The organism is Microbacterium sp. ER1, assembly GCF_023383675.1.
Lineage (GTDB): Bacteria > Actinomycetota > Actinomycetes > Actinomycetales > Microbacteriaceae > Microbacterium.
Genome location: NZ_QCXO01000137.1, coordinates 22,396 through 39,721, shown reverse-complemented (window position 1 = coordinate 39,721; position 17,326 = coordinate 22,396). Strand labels below are relative to the sequence as shown.

Annotated in this window: 14 protein-coding genes, 3 tRNA genes and 1 pseudogene; 14 read left to right on the top strand and 4 right to left on the bottom strand. The window is 70.1% G+C overall.

The genetic code is table 11. The annotated features are described in order from the left end of the window. The first annotated feature begins 34 nt into the window (after window positions 1-34). The 11 genes from rpoC to BV453_RS12005 all read left to right on the top strand — a co-directional run bounded on the left by rpoC (window position 35) and on the right by BV453_RS12005 (window position 10,816). Window positions 35-3,910: a DNA-directed RNA polymerase subunit beta' gene (rpoC, locus tag BV453_RS12055; RefSeq protein WP_025104410.1), complete on the top strand. Its 3,876-nt coding sequence runs from the start codon at window positions 35-37 to the stop codon at window positions 3,908-3,910. A gap of 181 nt (window positions 3,911-4,091) precedes the next feature. Continuing rightward, a complete protein-coding gene (locus BV453_RS12050) occupies window positions 4,092-5,021 on the top strand; it encodes a PfkB family carbohydrate kinase (RefSeq protein WP_249521701.1) in 930 nt (309 codons plus the stop codon). A gap of 86 nt (window positions 5,022-5,107) precedes the next feature. Next, a tRNA-Tyr gene (locus tag BV453_RS12045) sits at window positions 5,108-5,192 on the top strand. Between the two features lie 72 nt (window positions 5,193-5,264). Next, window positions 5,265-5,756, top strand: a complete 492-nt coding sequence (locus BV453_RS12040; RefSeq protein WP_025104408.1) for an FBP domain-containing protein — start codon at window positions 5,265-5,267, stop codon at window positions 5,754-5,756. Window positions 5,757-5,801: 45 nt separating this feature from the next. Beyond that, window positions 5,802-6,602 (top strand): enoyl-CoA hydratase/isomerase family protein, encoded by an 801-nt coding sequence (locus BV453_RS12035; protein ID WP_249521700.1) that lies wholly within the window; start codon window positions 5,802-5,804, stop codon window positions 6,600-6,602. A 116-nt stretch (window positions 6,603-6,718) separates the two neighbouring features. Then, on the top strand, window positions 6,719-7,753 hold the full coding sequence (locus tag BV453_RS16670) for a hypothetical protein (RefSeq protein WP_283399010.1): 1,035 nt from the start codon (window positions 6,719-6,721) through the stop codon (window positions 7,751-7,753). Then, entirely contained in the window at window positions 7,753-8,547 is a 795-nt protein-coding gene (locus BV453_RS12025; RefSeq protein ID WP_249521807.1) for an inositol monophosphatase family protein, read from the top strand. The genes BV453_RS16670 and BV453_RS12025 overlap by 1 nt, the downstream gene beginning before the upstream one ends. Window positions 8,548-8,786: 239 nt before the next feature. Then, entirely contained in the window at window positions 8,787-9,935 is a 1,149-nt protein-coding gene (locus tag BV453_RS12020) for a M23 family metallopeptidase (protein WP_231729399.1), read from the top strand. Window positions 9,936-10,003: 68 nt separating this feature from the next. Next, a tRNA-Thr gene (locus tag BV453_RS12015) sits at window positions 10,004-10,075 on the top strand. 32 nt (window positions 10,076-10,107) lie between these two features. Further along, window positions 10,108-10,181, top strand: a tRNA-Met gene (locus tag BV453_RS12010). Window positions 10,182-10,336: 155 nt separating this feature from the next. After that, window positions 10,337-10,816, top strand: a complete 480-nt coding sequence (locus tag BV453_RS12005) for a hypothetical protein (protein WP_085603747.1) — start codon at window positions 10,337-10,339, stop codon at window positions 10,814-10,816. Between the two features lie 9 nt (window positions 10,817-10,825). Here the strand turns inward: BV453_RS12005 and BV453_RS12000 are convergent, their stop codons facing one another. Beyond that, a complete protein-coding gene (locus tag BV453_RS12000) occupies window positions 10,826-11,650 on the bottom strand; it encodes a CPBP family intramembrane glutamic endopeptidase (RefSeq protein WP_249521699.1) in 825 nt (274 codons plus the stop codon). Between the two features lie 155 nt (window positions 11,651-11,805). Here BV453_RS12000 and BV453_RS11995 point away from each other — a divergent pair, with 155 nt between their 5' ends. Further along, entirely contained in the window at window positions 11,806-11,967 is a 162-nt protein-coding gene (locus BV453_RS11995) for a hypothetical protein (RefSeq protein WP_157524002.1), read from the top strand. 6 nt (window positions 11,968-11,973) lie between these two features. Here BV453_RS11995 and BV453_RS11990 read toward each other — a convergent pair. Beyond that, window positions 11,974-13,002, bottom strand: a pseudogene (locus tag BV453_RS11990) (MFS transporter); the annotation flags it as partial. A gap of 6 nt (window positions 13,003-13,008) precedes the next feature. Here BV453_RS11990 and BV453_RS11985 point away from each other — a divergent pair. Continuing rightward, window positions 13,009-13,227, top strand: coding sequence for a hypothetical protein (locus tag BV453_RS11985; RefSeq protein ID WP_085607812.1), 219 nt, complete (start codon window positions 13,009-13,011; stop codon window positions 13,225-13,227). A gap of 83 nt (window positions 13,228-13,310) precedes the next feature. Here the strand turns inward: BV453_RS11985 and BV453_RS11980 are convergent, their stop codons facing one another. Both BV453_RS11980 and valS read right to left on the bottom strand, forming a co-directional pair. After that, a complete protein-coding gene (locus tag BV453_RS11980) occupies window positions 13,311-13,520 on the bottom strand; it encodes a hypothetical protein (protein ID WP_025105004.1) in 210 nt (69 codons plus the stop codon). Then, a complete protein-coding gene (valS, locus tag BV453_RS11975) occupies window positions 13,520-16,114 on the bottom strand; it encodes a valine--tRNA ligase (protein ID WP_249521698.1) in 2,595 nt (864 codons plus the stop codon). The genes BV453_RS11980 and valS overlap by 1 nt, the downstream gene beginning before the upstream one ends. Before the next feature lie 157 nt (window positions 16,115-16,271). Between valS and BV453_RS11970 the strand changes: the two genes are divergently transcribed. Next, on the top strand, window positions 16,272-17,321 hold the full coding sequence (locus tag BV453_RS11970) for a P1 family peptidase (protein WP_249521697.1): 1,050 nt from the start codon (window positions 16,272-16,274) through the stop codon (window positions 17,319-17,321). Window positions 17,322-17,326: the final 5 nt, after the last annotated feature.

Here is a 17,326-nt window from a genome sequence, read left to right as displayed (position 1 = left end):
CTTCTCAAAAAGAATTTCCGACACAGGAGAACTAGTGCTCGAGTCCACAACCTTCGATGAGCTTCGCATCGGCCTGGCGACCGCAGACCACATCCGCGCGTGGTCCTACGGCGAGGTCAAGAAGCCCGAAACCATCAACTACCGCACCCTCAAGCCGGAGAAGGACGGTCTCTTCGGAGAGCAGATCTTCGGCCCGTCCCGTGACTGGGAGTGCGCCTGCGGCAAGTACAAGCGCGTCCGCTTCAAGGGCATCGTCTGCGAGCGCTGCGGCGTGGAGGTCACCAAGAGCTCCGTCCGTCGTGAGCGCATGGGTCACATCGAGCTCGCCGCTCCCGTCACCCACATCTGGTACTTCAAGGGCGTGCCCTCGCGCCTCGGCTACCTGCTGGACATGGCGCCGAAGGACCTCGAGAAGGTCATCTACTTCGCCGCGTACATGGTCATCTCGGTCGACGAGGAGGCCCGTCACCGCGACCTGGGCACCCAGGAGAACAACATCCGTCTCGAGCTGAAGACGCTCGGCGACCGCCGCGACGCGAAGATCGCGGAGCGCCTGGCCAAGCTGGAGGAGGAGCTCGCGGCCCTCGAGGCCGAGGGTGCCAAGGCCGACGCCAAGAAGAAGGTCAAGGACGCCGCCGAGAAGGAGATGTCGCTCATCCGCAAGGGTGCCGACGAGGCGATCCTGAAGCTGGAGCGCGTGTGGGAGGACTTCCGCACGCTCGAGGTCGGTGCCCTGCGCCCGGAGGACGACGTCTTCCACGAGCTGCAGGACCGCTTCGGCCAGTACTTCGAGGCCTACATGGGTGCCGAGGCGATCCAGCGTCGCCTGGCCGCGTTCGACCTGGCCGCCGAGGCCGAGAGCCTGCACCTGCAGATCTCGGAGGGCAAGGGCCAGCGCAAGATCCGTGCGATCAAGCGCCTCAAGGTCGTCAACTCGTTCCTCGAGACCGGCATGAGCCCGGCCGCGATGGTGCTCGACGTCGTCCCGGTGATCCCGCCGGAGCTGCGTCCGATGGTCCAGCTCGACGGTGGCCGCTTCGCGACCTCCGACCTGAACGACCTGTACCGCCGCGTGATCAACCGCAACAACCGTCTCCGTCGCCTGATCGACCTCGGTGCCCCCGAGATCATCGTCAACAACGAGAAGCGGATGCTGCAGGAGGCCGTCGACGCGCTGTTCGACAACGGCCGCCGCGGTCGCCCCGTCACCGGTACCGGCAACCGCGCCCTGAAGTCCCTGAGCGACATGCTCAAGGGAAAGCAGGGTCGCTTCCGCCAGAACCTGCTCGGCAAGCGTGTCGACTACTCGGGCCGTTCGGTCATCGTCGTCGGCCCGCAGCTCAAGCTGCACCAGTGCGGTCTGCCCAAGCAGATGGCGCTCGAGCTCTTCAAGCCGTTCGTCATCAAGCGCCTGATCGACCTCGGTCACTCGCAGAACATCAAGGCCGCCAAGCGCGCCGTCGAGCGCACCCGTCCCGAGGTCTGGGACGTGCTCGAGGAGATCATCCGCGAGCGTCCGGTGCTGCTGAACCGTGCACCCACCCTGCACCGTCTCGGCATCCAGGCGTTCGAGCCGCAGCTCGTCGAGGGCAAGGCCATCCAGCTGCACCCGCTCGTCTGCGCGGCGTTCAACGCCGACTTCGACGGTGACCAGATGGCTGTCCACCTGCCGCTGTCGGTCGAGGCTCAGGCCGAGGCCCGCGTGCTCATGCTCGCGTCGAACAACATCCTGAAGCCGTCGGACGGCCGTCCGGTCACCCTGCCCTCGCAGGACATGATCATCGGTCTGCACCACCTGACCACGGTCAAGGCCGGCGCCAAGGGCGAGGGCCGTGCGTTCGGCTCCGTCGGCGAGGCACAGCTCGCGTACGACGAGGGCACGCTCGACCTGCAGGCGAAGGTCCGCATCCGCATCCCGGGTCTGGCCTTCCTCGAGGGCGAGGCTCCCGAGGGCTACGAGAAGCACGGCCTGGTCGACGCTTCGCTGGGTCAGGCGATCTTCAACGACGCGCTGCCGAAGGGCTACCCCTTCGTCCGCGAGCAGGCCGACAAGGGCAAGCTGTCGCAGATCGTCAACAAGCTGGCCGAGGAGTACCCCAAGGTCGAGACGGCCGCCACGCTGGACCGCATCAAGGATGCCGGTTTCTACTGGGCGACCCGTTCGGGTGTGACCGTCGCGCTGAGCGACATCCTCACCCCGCCGAATAAGGCGGAGATCGTCGCGGGCTACGAGAAGCAGGCCGCGAAGGTCCAGTCCCAGTACGAGAAGGGCCTCACGACCGACGCCGAGCGTCGTCAGGAGCTCATCAAGATCTGGACCGAGGCGACCGACGAGGTGCAGGCCGCGATGAAGGCGCACTTCCCGGAGGACAACACCATCAACCGCATGGTGTCCTCCGGCGCTCGTGGTAACTGGCTGCAGATCCGGAACATCGCCGGTATGCGTGGTCTGGTGAACAACCCCAAGGGTGAGATCATCCCGCGTCCGATCATCTCCTCGTACCGCGAGGGTCTGTCGGTGGCGGAGTACTTCATCGCGACGCACGGTACCCGTAAGGGTCTGGCCGACACCGCTCTGCGTACCGCCGACTCGGGTTACCTGACCCGTCGTCTGGTGGACGTCTCGCAGGACGTCATCATCCGCGAAGAGGACTGCGGCACGTCGAAGGGCCTCGAGCTCCCGATCGCCGCTCCGAACTCGCAGGGTGAGCTGGTGCGCGACGCGAACGTCGAGAACTCGGTGTTCGCCCGTACGCTGGCCTCCGACGTGGTGAACGCGTCGGGCGAGGTCCTGGCCGCGGCCGGCGACGACGTGGGTGACGTGCTCATCGACAAGCTGGTCGCCGCGGGCGTCGAGACCATCAAGGTCCGCTCGGTCCTGACCTGCGACTCCGCCGTCGGCGTGTGCGCGCAGTGCTACGGCCGTTCGCTCGCGACCGGCAAGACCGTCGACATCGGCGAGGCCGTCGGCATCATCGCGGCCCAGTCGATCGGTGAGCCCGGTACCCAGCTGACGATGCGTACCTTCCACACCGGTGGTTCGGCGTCGGCGGATGACATCACGCAGGGTCTGCCCCGTGTGCAGGAGCTGTTCGAGGCGCGTACCCCCAAGGGTGCATCGCCGATCGCGGAGGCCGACGGCCGCATCACGATCGACGAGACCGAGAAGGCCAAGAAGGTCATCCTCACGCCCGACAACGGCGACGAGCCCGTCGTCTACCCGGTGCTGAAGCGTGCCACCCTCCTCGTCGAGGACGGCCAGCACGTCTCGGTCGGTCAGCCCCTGCAGGTCGGCACGCTCGACCCCAAGGAGGTCATGCGCGTCATGGGTGCCCGCGAGGTGCAGAAGTACCTCGTCGGCGGCGTCCAGGGCGTCTACCGCTCGCAGGGTGTGCCGATCCACGACAAGCACATCGAGGTCATCGTCCGCCAGATGCTCCGCAAGGTCACCGTCGTCGACCACGCCGACACGACCCTGCTGCCGGGTGAGATGGTCGACCTGAAGCGCTACCAGCAGATCAACCGCGAGGCCGTGGCCGAGGGCAAGCGCCCGGCGTCCGGTCGCCCGGAGCTGATGGGTATCACGAAGGCGTCGCTCGCGACCGAGTCGTGGCTGTCCGCTGCGTCCTTCCAGGAGACGACCCGCGTGCTCACGCAGGCCGCCATGGAGGGCAAGCGCGACCCGCTGGTCGGCCTCAAGGAGAACGTCATCATCGGAAAGCTCATCCCCGCCGGAACCGGTCTCTCGAAGTACCGCGATGTCACGGTCGAGGCCACCGAGGAAGCCAAGAGCGAGCGCTACCCGAACCGGATCTTCGCATCCGACGGCGCGTACGCGGACGGCGACTTCGGCTACGTCGACTTCGACGCGTTCTCGACGGACGACATCACCCCCGGTACCTACAACTGAGGTGTGAGTGAGTGAACGAAGGCCCCGGGGTTCTCCCCGGGGCCTTCGTCGTCCCTCGGCGCGGTGGGGTGTGCACAGCTTCGGAGATCCGGCGCGGCGCGCCGCCGGTGGGGCTCATCCCTCGGGGTGTCGGGTGTCATCTCCGAAGCTGTGACCGGGGCGGGCGCGGTAGGGTCGGCGAGTGACCACTGAGACTTCCCCCGGCGGCGCGGCCGTCGTCATCGGAGACGCCCTGATCGACGAGATCCGGGATGAGGCCGGCGTCCGCGAGTTCGTCGGCGGAGCCGCCCTGAACGTCGCGGTGGGGCTGCGCCGGCTCGGAATCCCCACGACGCTCATCGCGATGGTGGGGGAGGACGTCGCCGGCGCGCACATCCGCGAGTATCTGGCCGATCACGGCGTGCGGCTGATCGCGAGCGCAGCACCGCACGGGTCGTCGCGGGCGGTCGTCACCCGGGCCGCGAACGGCGAGCCGAGCTACGTCTTCAACCGCGCGGCCCAGGAGCGCACGATCCGGTACTCGGACGAGGCGAGAGCCGCCATCGGCGACGCGGACATCGTCGCGGTGAGCTGCTTCCCCTTCGATGTCCCGGCCGAGGTCGACGCCCTCGCCGCCGCGGTGGAGGGTGCGCGGCTGGCGATCGATCCGAATCCCCGCACCGGCATGCTGTCCGACCGCGTGGAGTTCGTCCGCGGCTTCGAGCGGCTGGCGGCGCGGGCGGACCTGGTGAAGGTCGGCGCCGACGATGCCGACGTGCTCTATGACGGCGACCTCGACACCCTGCGCGCGCGGCTCCGGGACCTCGGCGTCACGGCGGTGCTGGCGACGGCCGGAGCGGACGGCGCCGTGCTCGAATCGGACGCCGGGTCGGTCTCGGCCCCCATCTCGGCGCTGCCGGGTCGGGTGGTCGATACCGTGGGCGCGGGGGACGCGACGCTCGCCGCCGTCGCCGCCGGACTGGTGGACGGGGCCCCGAAGGCGGTCGAAGGATGGTCCGCCCTGCTCGAGCGCGCGATGGATGTGGCCGCCGCGACCTGCCGCGCCGAGGGCGGGCTGCTGCGCACACCGGAGTCGCTGGCCGCCGCCGACCGCGGCGTGCACGGGAGCTGACGCCTCGATTTCTCGCGCCCGCATCCGGCAGGTATGATTGTTCTTCGTGCCCCCGGTTGGCTGTTCAAGTCGGACGGGTGCGCTCTGGCGAGTTACCCAAGTGGCCAAAGGGATCTGACTGTAAATCAGCCGTCTTCGACTTCGGGGGTTCGAATCCCTCACTCGCCACCACGGAAGCCCCCGCTCGCGGGGGCTTCTCCCGTTCCCGGCCTCACCTCCGCGCCGAGTTCCTAGACTGGAGCGATGCGACCTCTCACCGAAGCCGACGTCCGGGCCTCGTTCGTGAACGCGGACGCCGACGAGCTGCGCGTCATGGAGATGCCGCACGACTTCCTCCTCGTGGACTGGGACTACCTCGACTTCTTCGCCTGGCGCGACCCGAGCGCCGGCAAGCGCGGCTACGTCCTCATCCCGCACGAGGGGCGCGTGGTCGGCGTGGTGCTGCGGGCGTCGGAACCAGGGCGCGGGCGCTCGGGCATGTGCAACATCTGCCACACGATGCAGCCGGGCAACCAGGTGGCGCTGTTCGCGGCGCGACGCACGGGAGAGGCGGGGGAGCGCGGCGACTCGGTCGGCACCTACATCTGCGCCGATCTGTCCTGCCACGAGAACGTGCGCCTGGCGCATCCGCTCGCACCGAACGAGATCCGGGCGGCGGGACAGGTCGACTTCCGGCTCGATGGCACCCGGCGACGGATGGAGCGGTTCGTGGCGCGCGTCTGGGAGGGCGCCTGAGCGCGACTAGCCTGGAGGCATCCGCCTGTGCTCGAAGGAGAAGCCATGAGTGATGCCATCCTGTTCGCCGTCGACGAGGGGATGGCGCGGCTCACGCTCAACCGTCCGACCCGCCTCAACGCCTTCAACGCCGATCTGGCGTACGCCTGGCGGGATGCGACCGTCGAGGCGACATCGCGCGACGACGTGCAGGCCATCCTCATCGACGCGGCGGGACCGGCGTTCTGCGCGGGCGGTGACGTGATCGACATGGCGACGACCATGGGGTCGTCCGGGGCGGAGATCACCGCGCTGGCGGAGGTCATCAACACCGGGATCCGCGCGCTCACGGAGTCGAGCGTGCCCGTGGTCGCCGCGGCGCACGGGACGACGGCCGGTGGCGGACTCGGCATCCTGCTCGCCACGGACTACGCGGTGGTGGGCTCGCGGTCGCAGCTCGGGAGCCTGTACGCGAACATCGGCCTCACGCCCGACCTCTCCGTGTCGGCGCAGCTCGCGCGGGCCGTGGGTCAGCGCCGCGCCCTCCAGCTCGTGCTGCAGGACCGGCTGCTCACGGCCGCGGAGGCTCTCGACTGGGGTCTGGTGGCCGAGGTCGTGGAGGGCGAGGACGGCAGGACGGAGGCCGACCGGGTCCGTGCGCGGGCCGAGGAGATCGCGCGGTTCTGGCTCGCCGGCGCCGCCGACGCGTACGGGCAGGCCAAGCGGCTGGTGCGGTCGCAGCCGGAGCGCACGTTCGCCGAGCAGCTGAGCGAGGAGGCCCGGTCCATCGGCGCCGCCCTGGAGACCCCGGACGCACAGGCGCGGGTCGCGGCCTTCGCGGCGACCTCCGCGAAGAAGGCCGGCTGACCCTTCCTCCCCAGACCTCGGTCGGTCCCCGATCTCCTTCGCACTCGAGGGAAGCCGGAACAAGCGGGCCCGCGCGTGGCAGGATGAAGGCATCGCCGCTCGACGAGAGGATCCCCATGTCCCATCCGGACACCGCCCGGCTGCAGCCGCAGGGTGACAAGAAGAACATGTCGCTGCTCATCAGGGGCTCGCTGTGGGTCGCGATCGGCGCCCTCATCGCCGCGGCTCTGGTCTGCGTCGTGTGGGTCCTGGTCGGTGATCAGAACGGCCTCATCGGTCGCGCCTTCCTCACGATCCTCCTGCTCGCCGCCTTCGCCGGGATCGCCATCCTCGAGGCGGGCCTCGCGCCGAACCGGCCGGACTGGCTCCAGCTCGCGAGCATGGTCTCCTGGGTCATCGCGCTCCTCGTCGGCCTCGTGAAGATCTGGCTCCCGGAAGACGGGCTCTACTTCGGCGCGGAGCGCTTCTTCCAGCTGCTGCTCGTGATCGGGATCCTGCAGCTCGCACTGCTCCATGTGCGGCTCTTCACCCGTGCCGCGCAGCGCCATGTCACGACCTTCACGAAGGTGATCCACATCGTGACGATCGTCTTCCTCGGCGCCCTCGTCGCCCTGCTGGTCTTCTTCCTCGCGTTCCCCAACACCTTCGACTACACCGAGCTGTACTGGCGCATCGTCGTCGCCCTCACGATCCTCGTCGCCGTCGGCACCACGCTCATTCCGCTGCTCAACGCCCTGTTCGCGCCGAAGAAGGCTCCTGCCGCCCGGCCGGTCGCCTCCGCACCGTCCTGGCCGACCTACGCCGACGGGATCACGCCCCTCCCGGTCCTTCCGGACGGGAGCCCGGACTGGAATGCGTTCTACACGGGGTACCCCTCGACGGCTCCCCAGGCCCTGGGTCAGGCGCCCGCCGCGGGGTTCCCCGTGGCGACCCCGCCCCTGGCGCCGACGGCTCCGGCCCTTCCGGACTTCGCGGCGCCTCCCGCTCCTGGCCCTGTGCCTCCCGCGCCCGACCTGCCGGCGCCGCCGCAGCCGGCGTCGCCCTCGTCGGCACCTGCGCAGCCGGCGCCGCCGCAGCCCGCTCAGCCCACCCAGGGTGAGCCCCCGGCCTTCCCGCCGCCGCCGCCCGCACCCTCGCACCCGGCGCCGTGATCGACGCTCTCGAGCTCAGCGCGCTGGCGACGGAGATCGCCGAGGAGGCGGGTGCGCTCGCCCGTACCCGACGCCGGGAGGGCGTCCGGCTCGCGGCGACCAAGTCGACGCTCGCCGACATCGTGACCGAGGCGGACCGCGAGGTGGAGGCGCTCATCCGCGAGCGACTGCGCGCGGCGCGGCCGGCGGACGGTTTCCTCGGCGAGGAGTCGGGGGCGGCCACCGGCGACAGCGGCATCACGTGGGTGGTCGACCCCATCGACGGCACGGTGAACTACGCCTACGGCATCCCCGCGTACAACGTGAGCATCGCGGCCGTCAGCGGCCCTCCGGAGCCCGACGCATGGGAGGCACTGGCCGCCGCCGTGCACGCTCCCGCCATCGGCGAGACCTTCGCGGCCGCTCGCGGGCACGGTGCCTGGTCGGACGGCGTCCGGCTCACGGTGACCGCGGTGACCGACGCCGGGGCACTCCTGGCGACCGGGTTCGGCTACGACCCGGCGACGCACGACGGCGACCTCGCGACGGTCCGCCGGGTGATGCCCATCGCCCGGGATCTCCGCCGTATGGGTTCGGCGGCCCTGGACCTGGCCTACGTGGCGGCGGGCCGACTGGACGGATACTTCGAGCGCGGCCTCAAACCGTGGGATCACGCGGCGGGTGCCCTGCTCGTCCAGGAAGCGGGTGGGCGCGTGAGCCGGATCGACCGGGAATCGCCGCGGCCCTTCCTGATCGCGGGTGGCGTGACCGTGCACGACCGACTCCGGGATATCCTCGATGAGGAAAAACCCTGACCGATCCATGGCTTTCACAGGAGGATCGGGGTAGTGTTTACCCGATCGTTACTTTCACCACCCGAAGGTGAGAGTTGTCATTGCGCCCCCGAGCATCACGAACGACCGAGAGATTAGCTTTGCCCTTCGAGAACCCCCAGGCTGCCGCTGCGCCCACGCGCCGGTCCAGCCGCCCTCGCACTGCGGCCTCCGAGGCCTCGGCGAGCGGGTCGACGGCACCCCTCGCTGACGCGGAGACCGTGATCGCCCTCGCTGCTGTCATCCCCCTGTCCCGTCGCGCCGCGCGTCAGCGCCAGGCCGAGGTGCCCCCGGTGCCGGTCGCACCCGAGGAGCCCTTCATCGCCGCGGCTGCACCCGCCATCGCCGATGTCCCCGCGGTGCCCGTCGTCGCCGAGATCGTCGAGAAGTCCGAAGACACGGTCCCGGTCGAGGACATCGCCCCGGCATCCGAGCCCTTCGTCGCCGAGGCTGACGCCGAGGGCGACGCCTTCGAGCGCGCCTCCCGCGCCTTCCGTGAGACCGGCTCCATCCCGACGCCGTCGGCGTCCCGCCGTTCGGCTTTCGTCGCGAACGCCGCATCGCAGACCGCGCCGAACATCGGCACCGCCGGCCTCGCGGCCGTCGGTCCTCGCCGCACCCGCCGCATCCGCAAGACCCTCGCCGCCGGTGCCACCGTCGGCGCGATGGGGCTCGCCGGACTCCTGGCCGTGTCCATGACCCTGCCCGCGGAGGCCGTCGCGGCCGCCCAGGGCGGATCGCTCGCCTCGACGTCCCTCGTCACGGCGGCTGCCGCCGATGCGGCAGGCTCGGCGGACGACGAGATCCAGGCCTTCGTCGCGCCGTCGGGCGTGCAGAACGAGCCGCTCTCGCGCGCCGACAACTTCAGCACGGTCTCGCTCGTCGAGGTCGCGGCCGAGCAGGGCATCAACTACTCCGGCGAGATCTTCACGAACGACCCGGACGCCGCCATCCAGTGGCCGTTCCTCGTCGGAGTGGGCATGAGCTACGGCTACGGCATGCGCAGCGGCCGCCTCCACGAGGGCATCGACTTCGTGCCGGGCAACGGTGCGCCCATCCAGGCGATCGCCGACGGCACCGTCCGCATCGCGACCGAGCAGGGCGCCGCCTACGGTGTCACGGTCTACATCGACCACGTCATCGACGGCTCGGTCATCACGAGCCACTACTCGCACATGCAGTACGGCTCGCTGCAGGTGAAGGCGGGCGACAAGGTCAAGGTCGGCGACATCGTCGGCAAGACCGGTAACACCGGCCGCTCCTACGGGGCGCACCTGCACTTCGAGCTCATCGTGAACGGGACGACCATCGACCCGATGCCGTGGCTCAAGAAGAACGCCGGACGCACGTCGCTCACCTCGGAGGAGTGACCGTCTCGATTTCATGAGGACGCCACAGTGATGGTATTCTCGTGTGGTTGCCCCGCGAGGGGCAGCACGCCCCGATAGCTCAGTGGCAGAGCACTTCCATGGTAAGGAAGGGGTCGTCAGTTCAATCCTGACTCGGGGCTCGGAGTTCGCATCTGCGATGCGGATGCCGTGCGGCAGGGTAGCTCAGTTGGTGAGAGCGCACGACTCATAATCGTGAGGTCGCGGGTTCAAGCCCCGCTCCTGCTACAGAATGAAACCCCCGGAACCTTCCGGGGGTTTTGTCGTTCCCGGCCTCCGTGCCGGGATACCGTCCTCACCCGCGCGGAGCGTCTTAGAGTGTGTGACGCGTCGGCCACCCAGCCGGCCACCGAGATGGCGGGCATCGAGGGACGAGGTCTGTCGTGTCTGCGCCCGATCGCCGTGCAAGCATCGTGTTCCGGGACGCCCGGCGTGCCCTGGAGGAAGCCGTCGCGGACGGGCGCGGTCATTCCCTCGGGCTCGAAACACTCGCGCCGCACGAGTCCTGGGACGTGCTGGTCGCCGAAGGGTACGGGCGGGCGCTGCTGACCGGCGCCCTCGCCGGAGCACTCGCCGGGCTGCTGCGGCACGGCGTGAGCGTCGCCGACGTGCTGAGCTGTCCTGCTGTCCCTCTCGGGGTCGAACTCGGGCCGACCTCCCTTCGACTCGTCAGGGGATGGCTCGCGGACGGCGTGGCCGAGATGGATGATGCCGTCGTATCACGGACGATGGTGGCCGGCGTGGCCGATGATCTCATCGGTGCCTCCGACGCGGCCCTGGCCGTCGGCGATGCGCACCGGGTGGCCGTGCTGGTCTTCGGGATCGCGGCGGTCGGCACGCACACAGTCTGGCGCGCGGTGTGATCCGGGCGGTCAGCGCTGCCGAGCGAAGGTGTCGGGGGCGGAGGCTCCGACCCGACCGCGAATGAAGATCATCAGCACGAGGCCGGCGACGATCACGACGATGTTGCCGAGTCCCGCGATGGCTGTCAGCCCACCCTCGGCGGGGTGCAGCGTCTGCAAGAAGATGCTCGGGTCGGTGCTGGCGTGCAGGAGGATCGGGGCGACGATGGTCCGGGTGACGCGGAGCGCGAGGTACATGCAGATGCCGAAAGCGAAGGTGTACACGAGCTGGAAGAGGGTCGGGAACAGGTCCTGTCCGGTCAGCAGGTTGCCCGAGTGCAGCCCGGCGAAGATCGCCGCAGAGATCACCGCGACGACGAGCTCGCGCGCCCCCGCGTCGCGCATCATCTTCACGACGAGGCCGCGGGTGAGAACCTCTTCCGCGAAGCCGATGGCGAGTCCCGCGAGCAGCCAGGTCGCGACAACATCAAATCCGACGCTGCCGTAGTCGATCGTGAGGAAGCGGAGGACGTTGAACAGCAGGACCGCGACGATCGCGATCCACATCCATCCCGCTCCCCGGATCGGCTGGCGCCCGAACACGGGGCGCCACCACCCGACCGAGGCGATGAACCCGATGAGCAGGAGACCCCCGACGAGGATCGGAAGGACGTCGTAGACGAGGACGCCGGTTGCGCTGGCCGGGTCGTCGACCTGCGCGGCCAGCGGGAGGAAGGCGAGCGAGAACAGCTGATAGAGGCCGTAGTACACCGCCGCGAGCAGGAGGGCGCGCCACCAGCCTCCGCGATCCCAGAAGCGCTGCCAGGCGGAACGGTGCGGTGCGGCGTCGATCACGGGTGCTCCTCGAAGGGGGATGGCGGGCACCTCCAGTGTGACGGCTCCGCCCGCGCGGCGCGGGCGCCGGGCGGCGACACGCCGTGTCAACCCCCTCGGCCCCGGCAGCCCGCCCGCCCAGACTGGCCGTCCGGATCCCAACGTCAGGAGGCGCCATGTCCGACACGTCGAACAGCCAGGACAACCAGGAGGAGATCGAGGCCATCGGCGTCGACCCCGACTTCGTCACCACCGATCACGACCCCGAGCCCGACGAGCTTCCGGCGACGGGCGGCGGGGAGGACGACGACGACGTCGACGTCGCCGACCTCCCCTAGCGCGGGCTACCCGCCTGTGGGCGCCGAGCCGGTCTCTCCCGGCTCGGCGTCCGTGCGTGCGGCATGGACCCGCCCGGCCGTGCGGAGCTCCGCCTCCAGGCGTTCGGCCTCCTCGCCGCTGATCGCCTCACCGCGGGCCACGAGACCGGCCTGATCCGACAGCGGGATCTGCTTGAGGAACAGCGACAGGATGAGCGCGAGCGCGATGAACGGCACGAGGTACCAGAACACCGGGGCGAGCGCGTCCGCGTACGCCGTGACGATGCCGTCGCGCACCTCGTCCGGCAGACTGTTCAGTGTGGCGGGGTCGATCGTTGACGCGGCCTGGGACGCGGCCTCGGGGGATGCCCCGGCGCCGGCGAACACACCGAGGAGGTTCTCCGTCAGCCGCGTGGTGAAGATCGTGCCGAACACCGCGGTCCCCAGCGAGGCGCCGACCTCGCGGAAGTAGTTGTTCGTGCTCGTGGCGGTGCCGATCTCGCCTGCCGGGACGGCGTTCTGCACGACGAGCACGACGACCTGCATGATGAGGCCGAGCCCGGCGCCGAAGACGAACAGGAACGCGCAGATCAGCCAGATCGGCGTCTCCGCCGACAGGGTGGTCATAGCGACCATCGCGATGCCGGTGATGATGGTGCCGAGGATCGGGTAGATCTTGTACTTCCCGGTCTTCGAGATCGCGATGCCGGAGAAGATCGAGGTCCCCATGAGGCCCACCATCATCGGGATCATCAGCAGCCCCGACGCGGCGGCGGACGTTCCGGACGACATCTGCAGGAATGTCGGGACGAAGCCGATCGCCGCGAACATGCCGATGCCGAGGAAGAGGCCGATCGCGGTGGCGTTCACGAAGATCGGGTTGCGGAAGAGGCTGAGCGGGATGATCGGGTCCTGCACGCGCGACTCGGTGATGACGAACGCCGTCGCCGACACCACGAGGCCGGCGCCCCAGGCCCAGGTCGCCAGGGAATCCCAGCCGAACGCGGCGTCGCCGCCGAAGTCGGTGAAGAAGATGAGGCACGTCGTGGCGACGGAGGCATCATGACCGCCGCGACTCTGCACCTCGTCAGCCCCACGCGGACGGAGCGCGGCCTGCTGCGCCTCGCCGACCGGGTCACCGCCATGATCGAGCACCGGATCGAGCGTCGCGCACAGCGGCGGACCCTCGCCCTCGACCTCCTCCGCGAACAGCAGGCCCGCCGCCACGACCCGCACGCCGTGGATCATCTCCTCGCGCAGCTCGGAGCCCCGCGCCGCTGACCCGAGACCCCGGGTACGCGTCGAGACCCCCTCCTTCCCGCGCGGGAAGGAGGGGGTCTCGACGATGAAGCGGGGTCTCGGAATCAGAAGGGGCGGGCGATGACCTCGCCGGAGGGGGTCTGGAGGACCTCCCAGCCGGCGTCGAGCTCGGCGATCGCGCGGCCCTCGAGCCAGGTGAGGGTCCAGTGGCCGGTGAGGCCCTGGGACTCGACCTCGGCGATCGCGGGACGCAGCGCCTCGGGAACCGACGCGGGCGGCTGAGCACCCGTGGCCCACCGCGTGCCGAGCTGCATCAGGAGGCCTCGACCGGGGCGAGCTCGATCGCGGTGACCGCGAACTCCTCCGCCTCGGTGATCTCGAGCTCGGCGATGCGGCCGACCGCGCGGAGGTCGTCCGCTGCGGCGCGCAGGGCCTCGACCTTCGCGGCGGGAGCGGCGATGGCGGCACGGGAGACCGGGGTCTTCTGCGATGCCTTCGCCTCGGTCTTCGCGCGCCGGATGCCGATGAGCGCCTCGCTCGCGGCGGCCAGCACGGCCGGGTCGCCCTCGATGCCGAGCTTCTCGGGCCACGCAGCCGTATGCACGGAGCCCTCCTCGAACCAGGACCACGCCTCCTCCGTGGCGAAGGAGAGCACCGGGGCGAGCAGCCGGAGCAGCGTGGACAGCGCCAGACGCAGCGCGAGGGCGGCCGAGGCCTGGCCCACGTCGTTCTGGTTGTAGGCGCGCTCCTTCACGAGCTCCAGGTAGTCGTCGCAGAAGGTCCAGAAGAACGCCTCGGTCAGCTCCAGCGCCCGCGCCGCGTCATACCGGTCGAAGGCCGCGGTCGCCTCGGCCACCACGCCGTTGAGTGCCGTGAGCATCGAGGCGTCGAGCGCGTGCGTCACCTGAGCGCCCTCGGGCACGGGGAACGACAGCACGAACTTGGCGGCGTTGAGCACCTTGATCGCGAGACGCCGGCCGATCTTCACCTGGGTCGGGTTCTGCGGGTCGAAGGCCGCGTCCATGCCGAGGCGGCTCGACGCCGCCCAGTACCGCACCGCGTCCGAGCCGTGGGCGTCGAGCACGTCGGCCGGGGTGACCACGTTGCCCTTCGACTTCGACATCTTCTTGCGGTCGGGGTCGACGATGAAGCCCGAGATGGCGGCGTTCTTCCACGGGGCGCGGCCGTCTTCGAGCGTGGAGCGCAGCATGGTCGAGAAGAGCCAGGTGCGGATGATGTCCTGTCCCTGCGGGCGCAGGTCGAACGGAGCGGTGAGCTGCCACAGCTCCTCGTCGCGCTGCCAGCCGCCCGCGAGCTGCGGGGTCAGCGACGAGGTCGCCCACGTGTCGAGGATGTCGGCCTCGGCGTCGAACCCGCCCGGCACGCCGCGCTGGGCCTCGGTGTAGCCGGCCGGCACATCCGTGGTCGGGTCGATGGGCAGCGCGGCCGCATCCGGGGTGAGCACCCGGTCGTAGTCGCGCTCCCCGTTCTCGTCCAGCGCATACCAGAGCGGGATCGGCACGCCGAAGAACCGCTGCCGGGACACGAGCCAGTCGCCCGTGAGGCCGCCGACCCAGTTCTCGTAGCGGACCCGCATGAAGTCGGGGTGCCACGCCAGCTCGGTACCGTGCGCGAGGAGCTGATCGCGCAGCTCCCCGTCGCGGGCGCCGTTGCGGATGTACCACTGCCGGGTCGAGACGATCTCGAGCGGGCGGTCGCCCTTCTCGAAGAACTTCACGGCGTGCTGGAAGGGCTTGCCGACGGCGGTCATGTCGCCGGTCTCCTGCAGCTTCTCCACGATCGCCTTGCGGGCGCTGAAGACGGTCTTGCCCGCCACGTTCTCCGCGTACCAGGCGCGTGCGCCGGCGTCGGTCACGATCGACGGGGCTTCGGCCAGGAAGCGGCCGTCGAGACCGATCGTCGTCATGTTCGGCAGGGACTCGCCGGCGGCGGTGCGCAGCTCTCGCCACCAGATGATGTCGGTCACGTCGCCGAAGGTGCAGACCATGGCCGCGCCTGTGCCCTTGTCGGGCTGGGCGAGGTGGTGGCCGTGGATCTCGATCTCGGCGCCGAAGTAGGGCGTGCGGACCTTGGTGCCGATGAGGTGCTTGTGCGGTCCCTCGGGGTGGGTCACGATCGCGATGCACGCGGGGAGGAGCTCCGGGCGCGTGGTGTCGATCGCGATGGAGCCGGAGCCGTCCGCGAAGGGGAACTCGATCGTGTGGTACGCGGCCTGCTGGTCGCGGTCCTCGAGCTCGGCCTGCGCGATCGCGGAACGGAAGTCGATGTCCCACAGCGTCGGCGCGAGGGCCTGGTACGCCTCGCCGCGCTCGATGTTGCGGAGGAAGGCGAGCTGGCTCTGCCGGATCGTGTCGTCGGAGATGGTGCGGTAGGTCTGCGTCCAGTCCACGCTCAGCCCGAGCTGACGGAACAGCGCCTCGAACTGCTTCTCGTCCTCGATCGTGAGGCGCTCGCACAGCTCGATGAAGTTGCGGCGGCTGATCGGCTGCTGGTCGGCGGCCCGGCTCGACTTGTTGTCGCCGCCCTCGAACGGCGGGGTGAAGTCGGCGTCGTAGGGGAGCGAGGGGTCGCAGCGCACGCCGTAGTAGTTCTGCACGCGGCGCTCGGTGGGCAGGCCGTTGTCGTCCCAGCCCATCGGGTAGAACACGGTCTTGCCGCGCATGCGCTCATACCGAGCCTTGACGTCGGTGTGCGTGTAGGAGAACACGTGACCGATGTGGAGGCTGCCCGAGGCGGTGGGCGGCGGGGTGTCGATCGAGTAGACGCCCTCACGACCGAGCTCGGCGGCGCGCAGACGGTCGAACAGGTATGTGCCCTGCTCCGCCCAGGCGGCGTCCCACTTCGCTTCGAGACCTTCGAGTGCGGGCTTGTCGGGAATGGCGGACATGGAGGTCTCCTCGAGCGATGTATGCGGCACTGTGTGAGCGTGCCTGAGTGTGGGTGGTGCCGCCCAGTCTATCGAGCGCACGGGCGGGGCGCTCGACCCGGCGGAGCCTCCGGCGCGGCGCTGCGGTCGGTCCCTCCGACGCTGGAAGGATCGGAGCATGACACCGCCGTCGTCCTCGTCCTCCCGTCCCCGTCTCGCCGACCTCGGTGTGCCGTCCGGAGCCTTCCCGCGCGGCGCGGAGAATGCGATCACCGACGTCCCCGGTGTGCGGGTGGGGCATGCCACGCTGCACGGCGACGGTCTGCACACGGGAGTGACGGCGATCGTCCCCGACGCCCTCACCGCCGAGCGTCGGAGCCTTCCCGCGAACCTCTCCGTGGGCAACGGCTACGGCAAGCTCGTCGGCGCCACACAGCTCCGGGAGCTCGGGGCGCTGGAGACGCCGATCCTGCTGACCTCGACGCTGTCCGTGTTCCGCGTCGCGGACGCGCTGCTCGGGCATCTGCTGGCGACGCCGGCGCACGCACGGACGACCACGCTGAACCCGGTGGTGGGCGAGACGAACGACGGATTCCTCTCCGACATCCGTCGCCGAGCCGTGGGGGAGGAGCAGGTGGCGGCGGCCCTGGCCGCGGCCGCTCCGGGAGCGGTCGCCGAGGGAGGTGTGGGCGCCGGTGCCGGGACCGTCGCCCTCGGGTACAAGGGCGGCATCGGCACGGCATCGCGGCTGGTCGAGGTCGCGGGGCGGTCGGCCACGGTCGGCGTCCTCGTGCAGACGAACTTCAGCGGCACGCTGCGGATCGCCGGCGTCCCGCTGCCCGCGGAGGAGCTCCTCGCCGATGCTCCGGCACAGCCCGTCGGCAATTCCTGCATGATCGTCGTCGCGACGGACGCCCCCGTCGACGGGCGGCAGCTCGGCCGCGTGGCCAACCGGGCCGTGTTCGCGATGCGCGGTGTCGGCGCCGACTATGCGCAGGGCAGCGGCGACTACGCGATCGCCTTCTCGGTGCACGACCCGGCGGACGGCGGTACGGCGGCGGACGACGAGCTCTCGCCGCTCTTCGCCGCGACGATGGACGCGGTCGAGGAGGCCCTGGTCAACTCGGTGCTCGCCGCGGAGACCACCGTGGGCCCCGAGGGGCGGACGGCGCACGCGGTGCCGATCGACCGGGTGCGGGAACGCCTGGCTCGCGCCGGGGTCGTCTGAGCCGC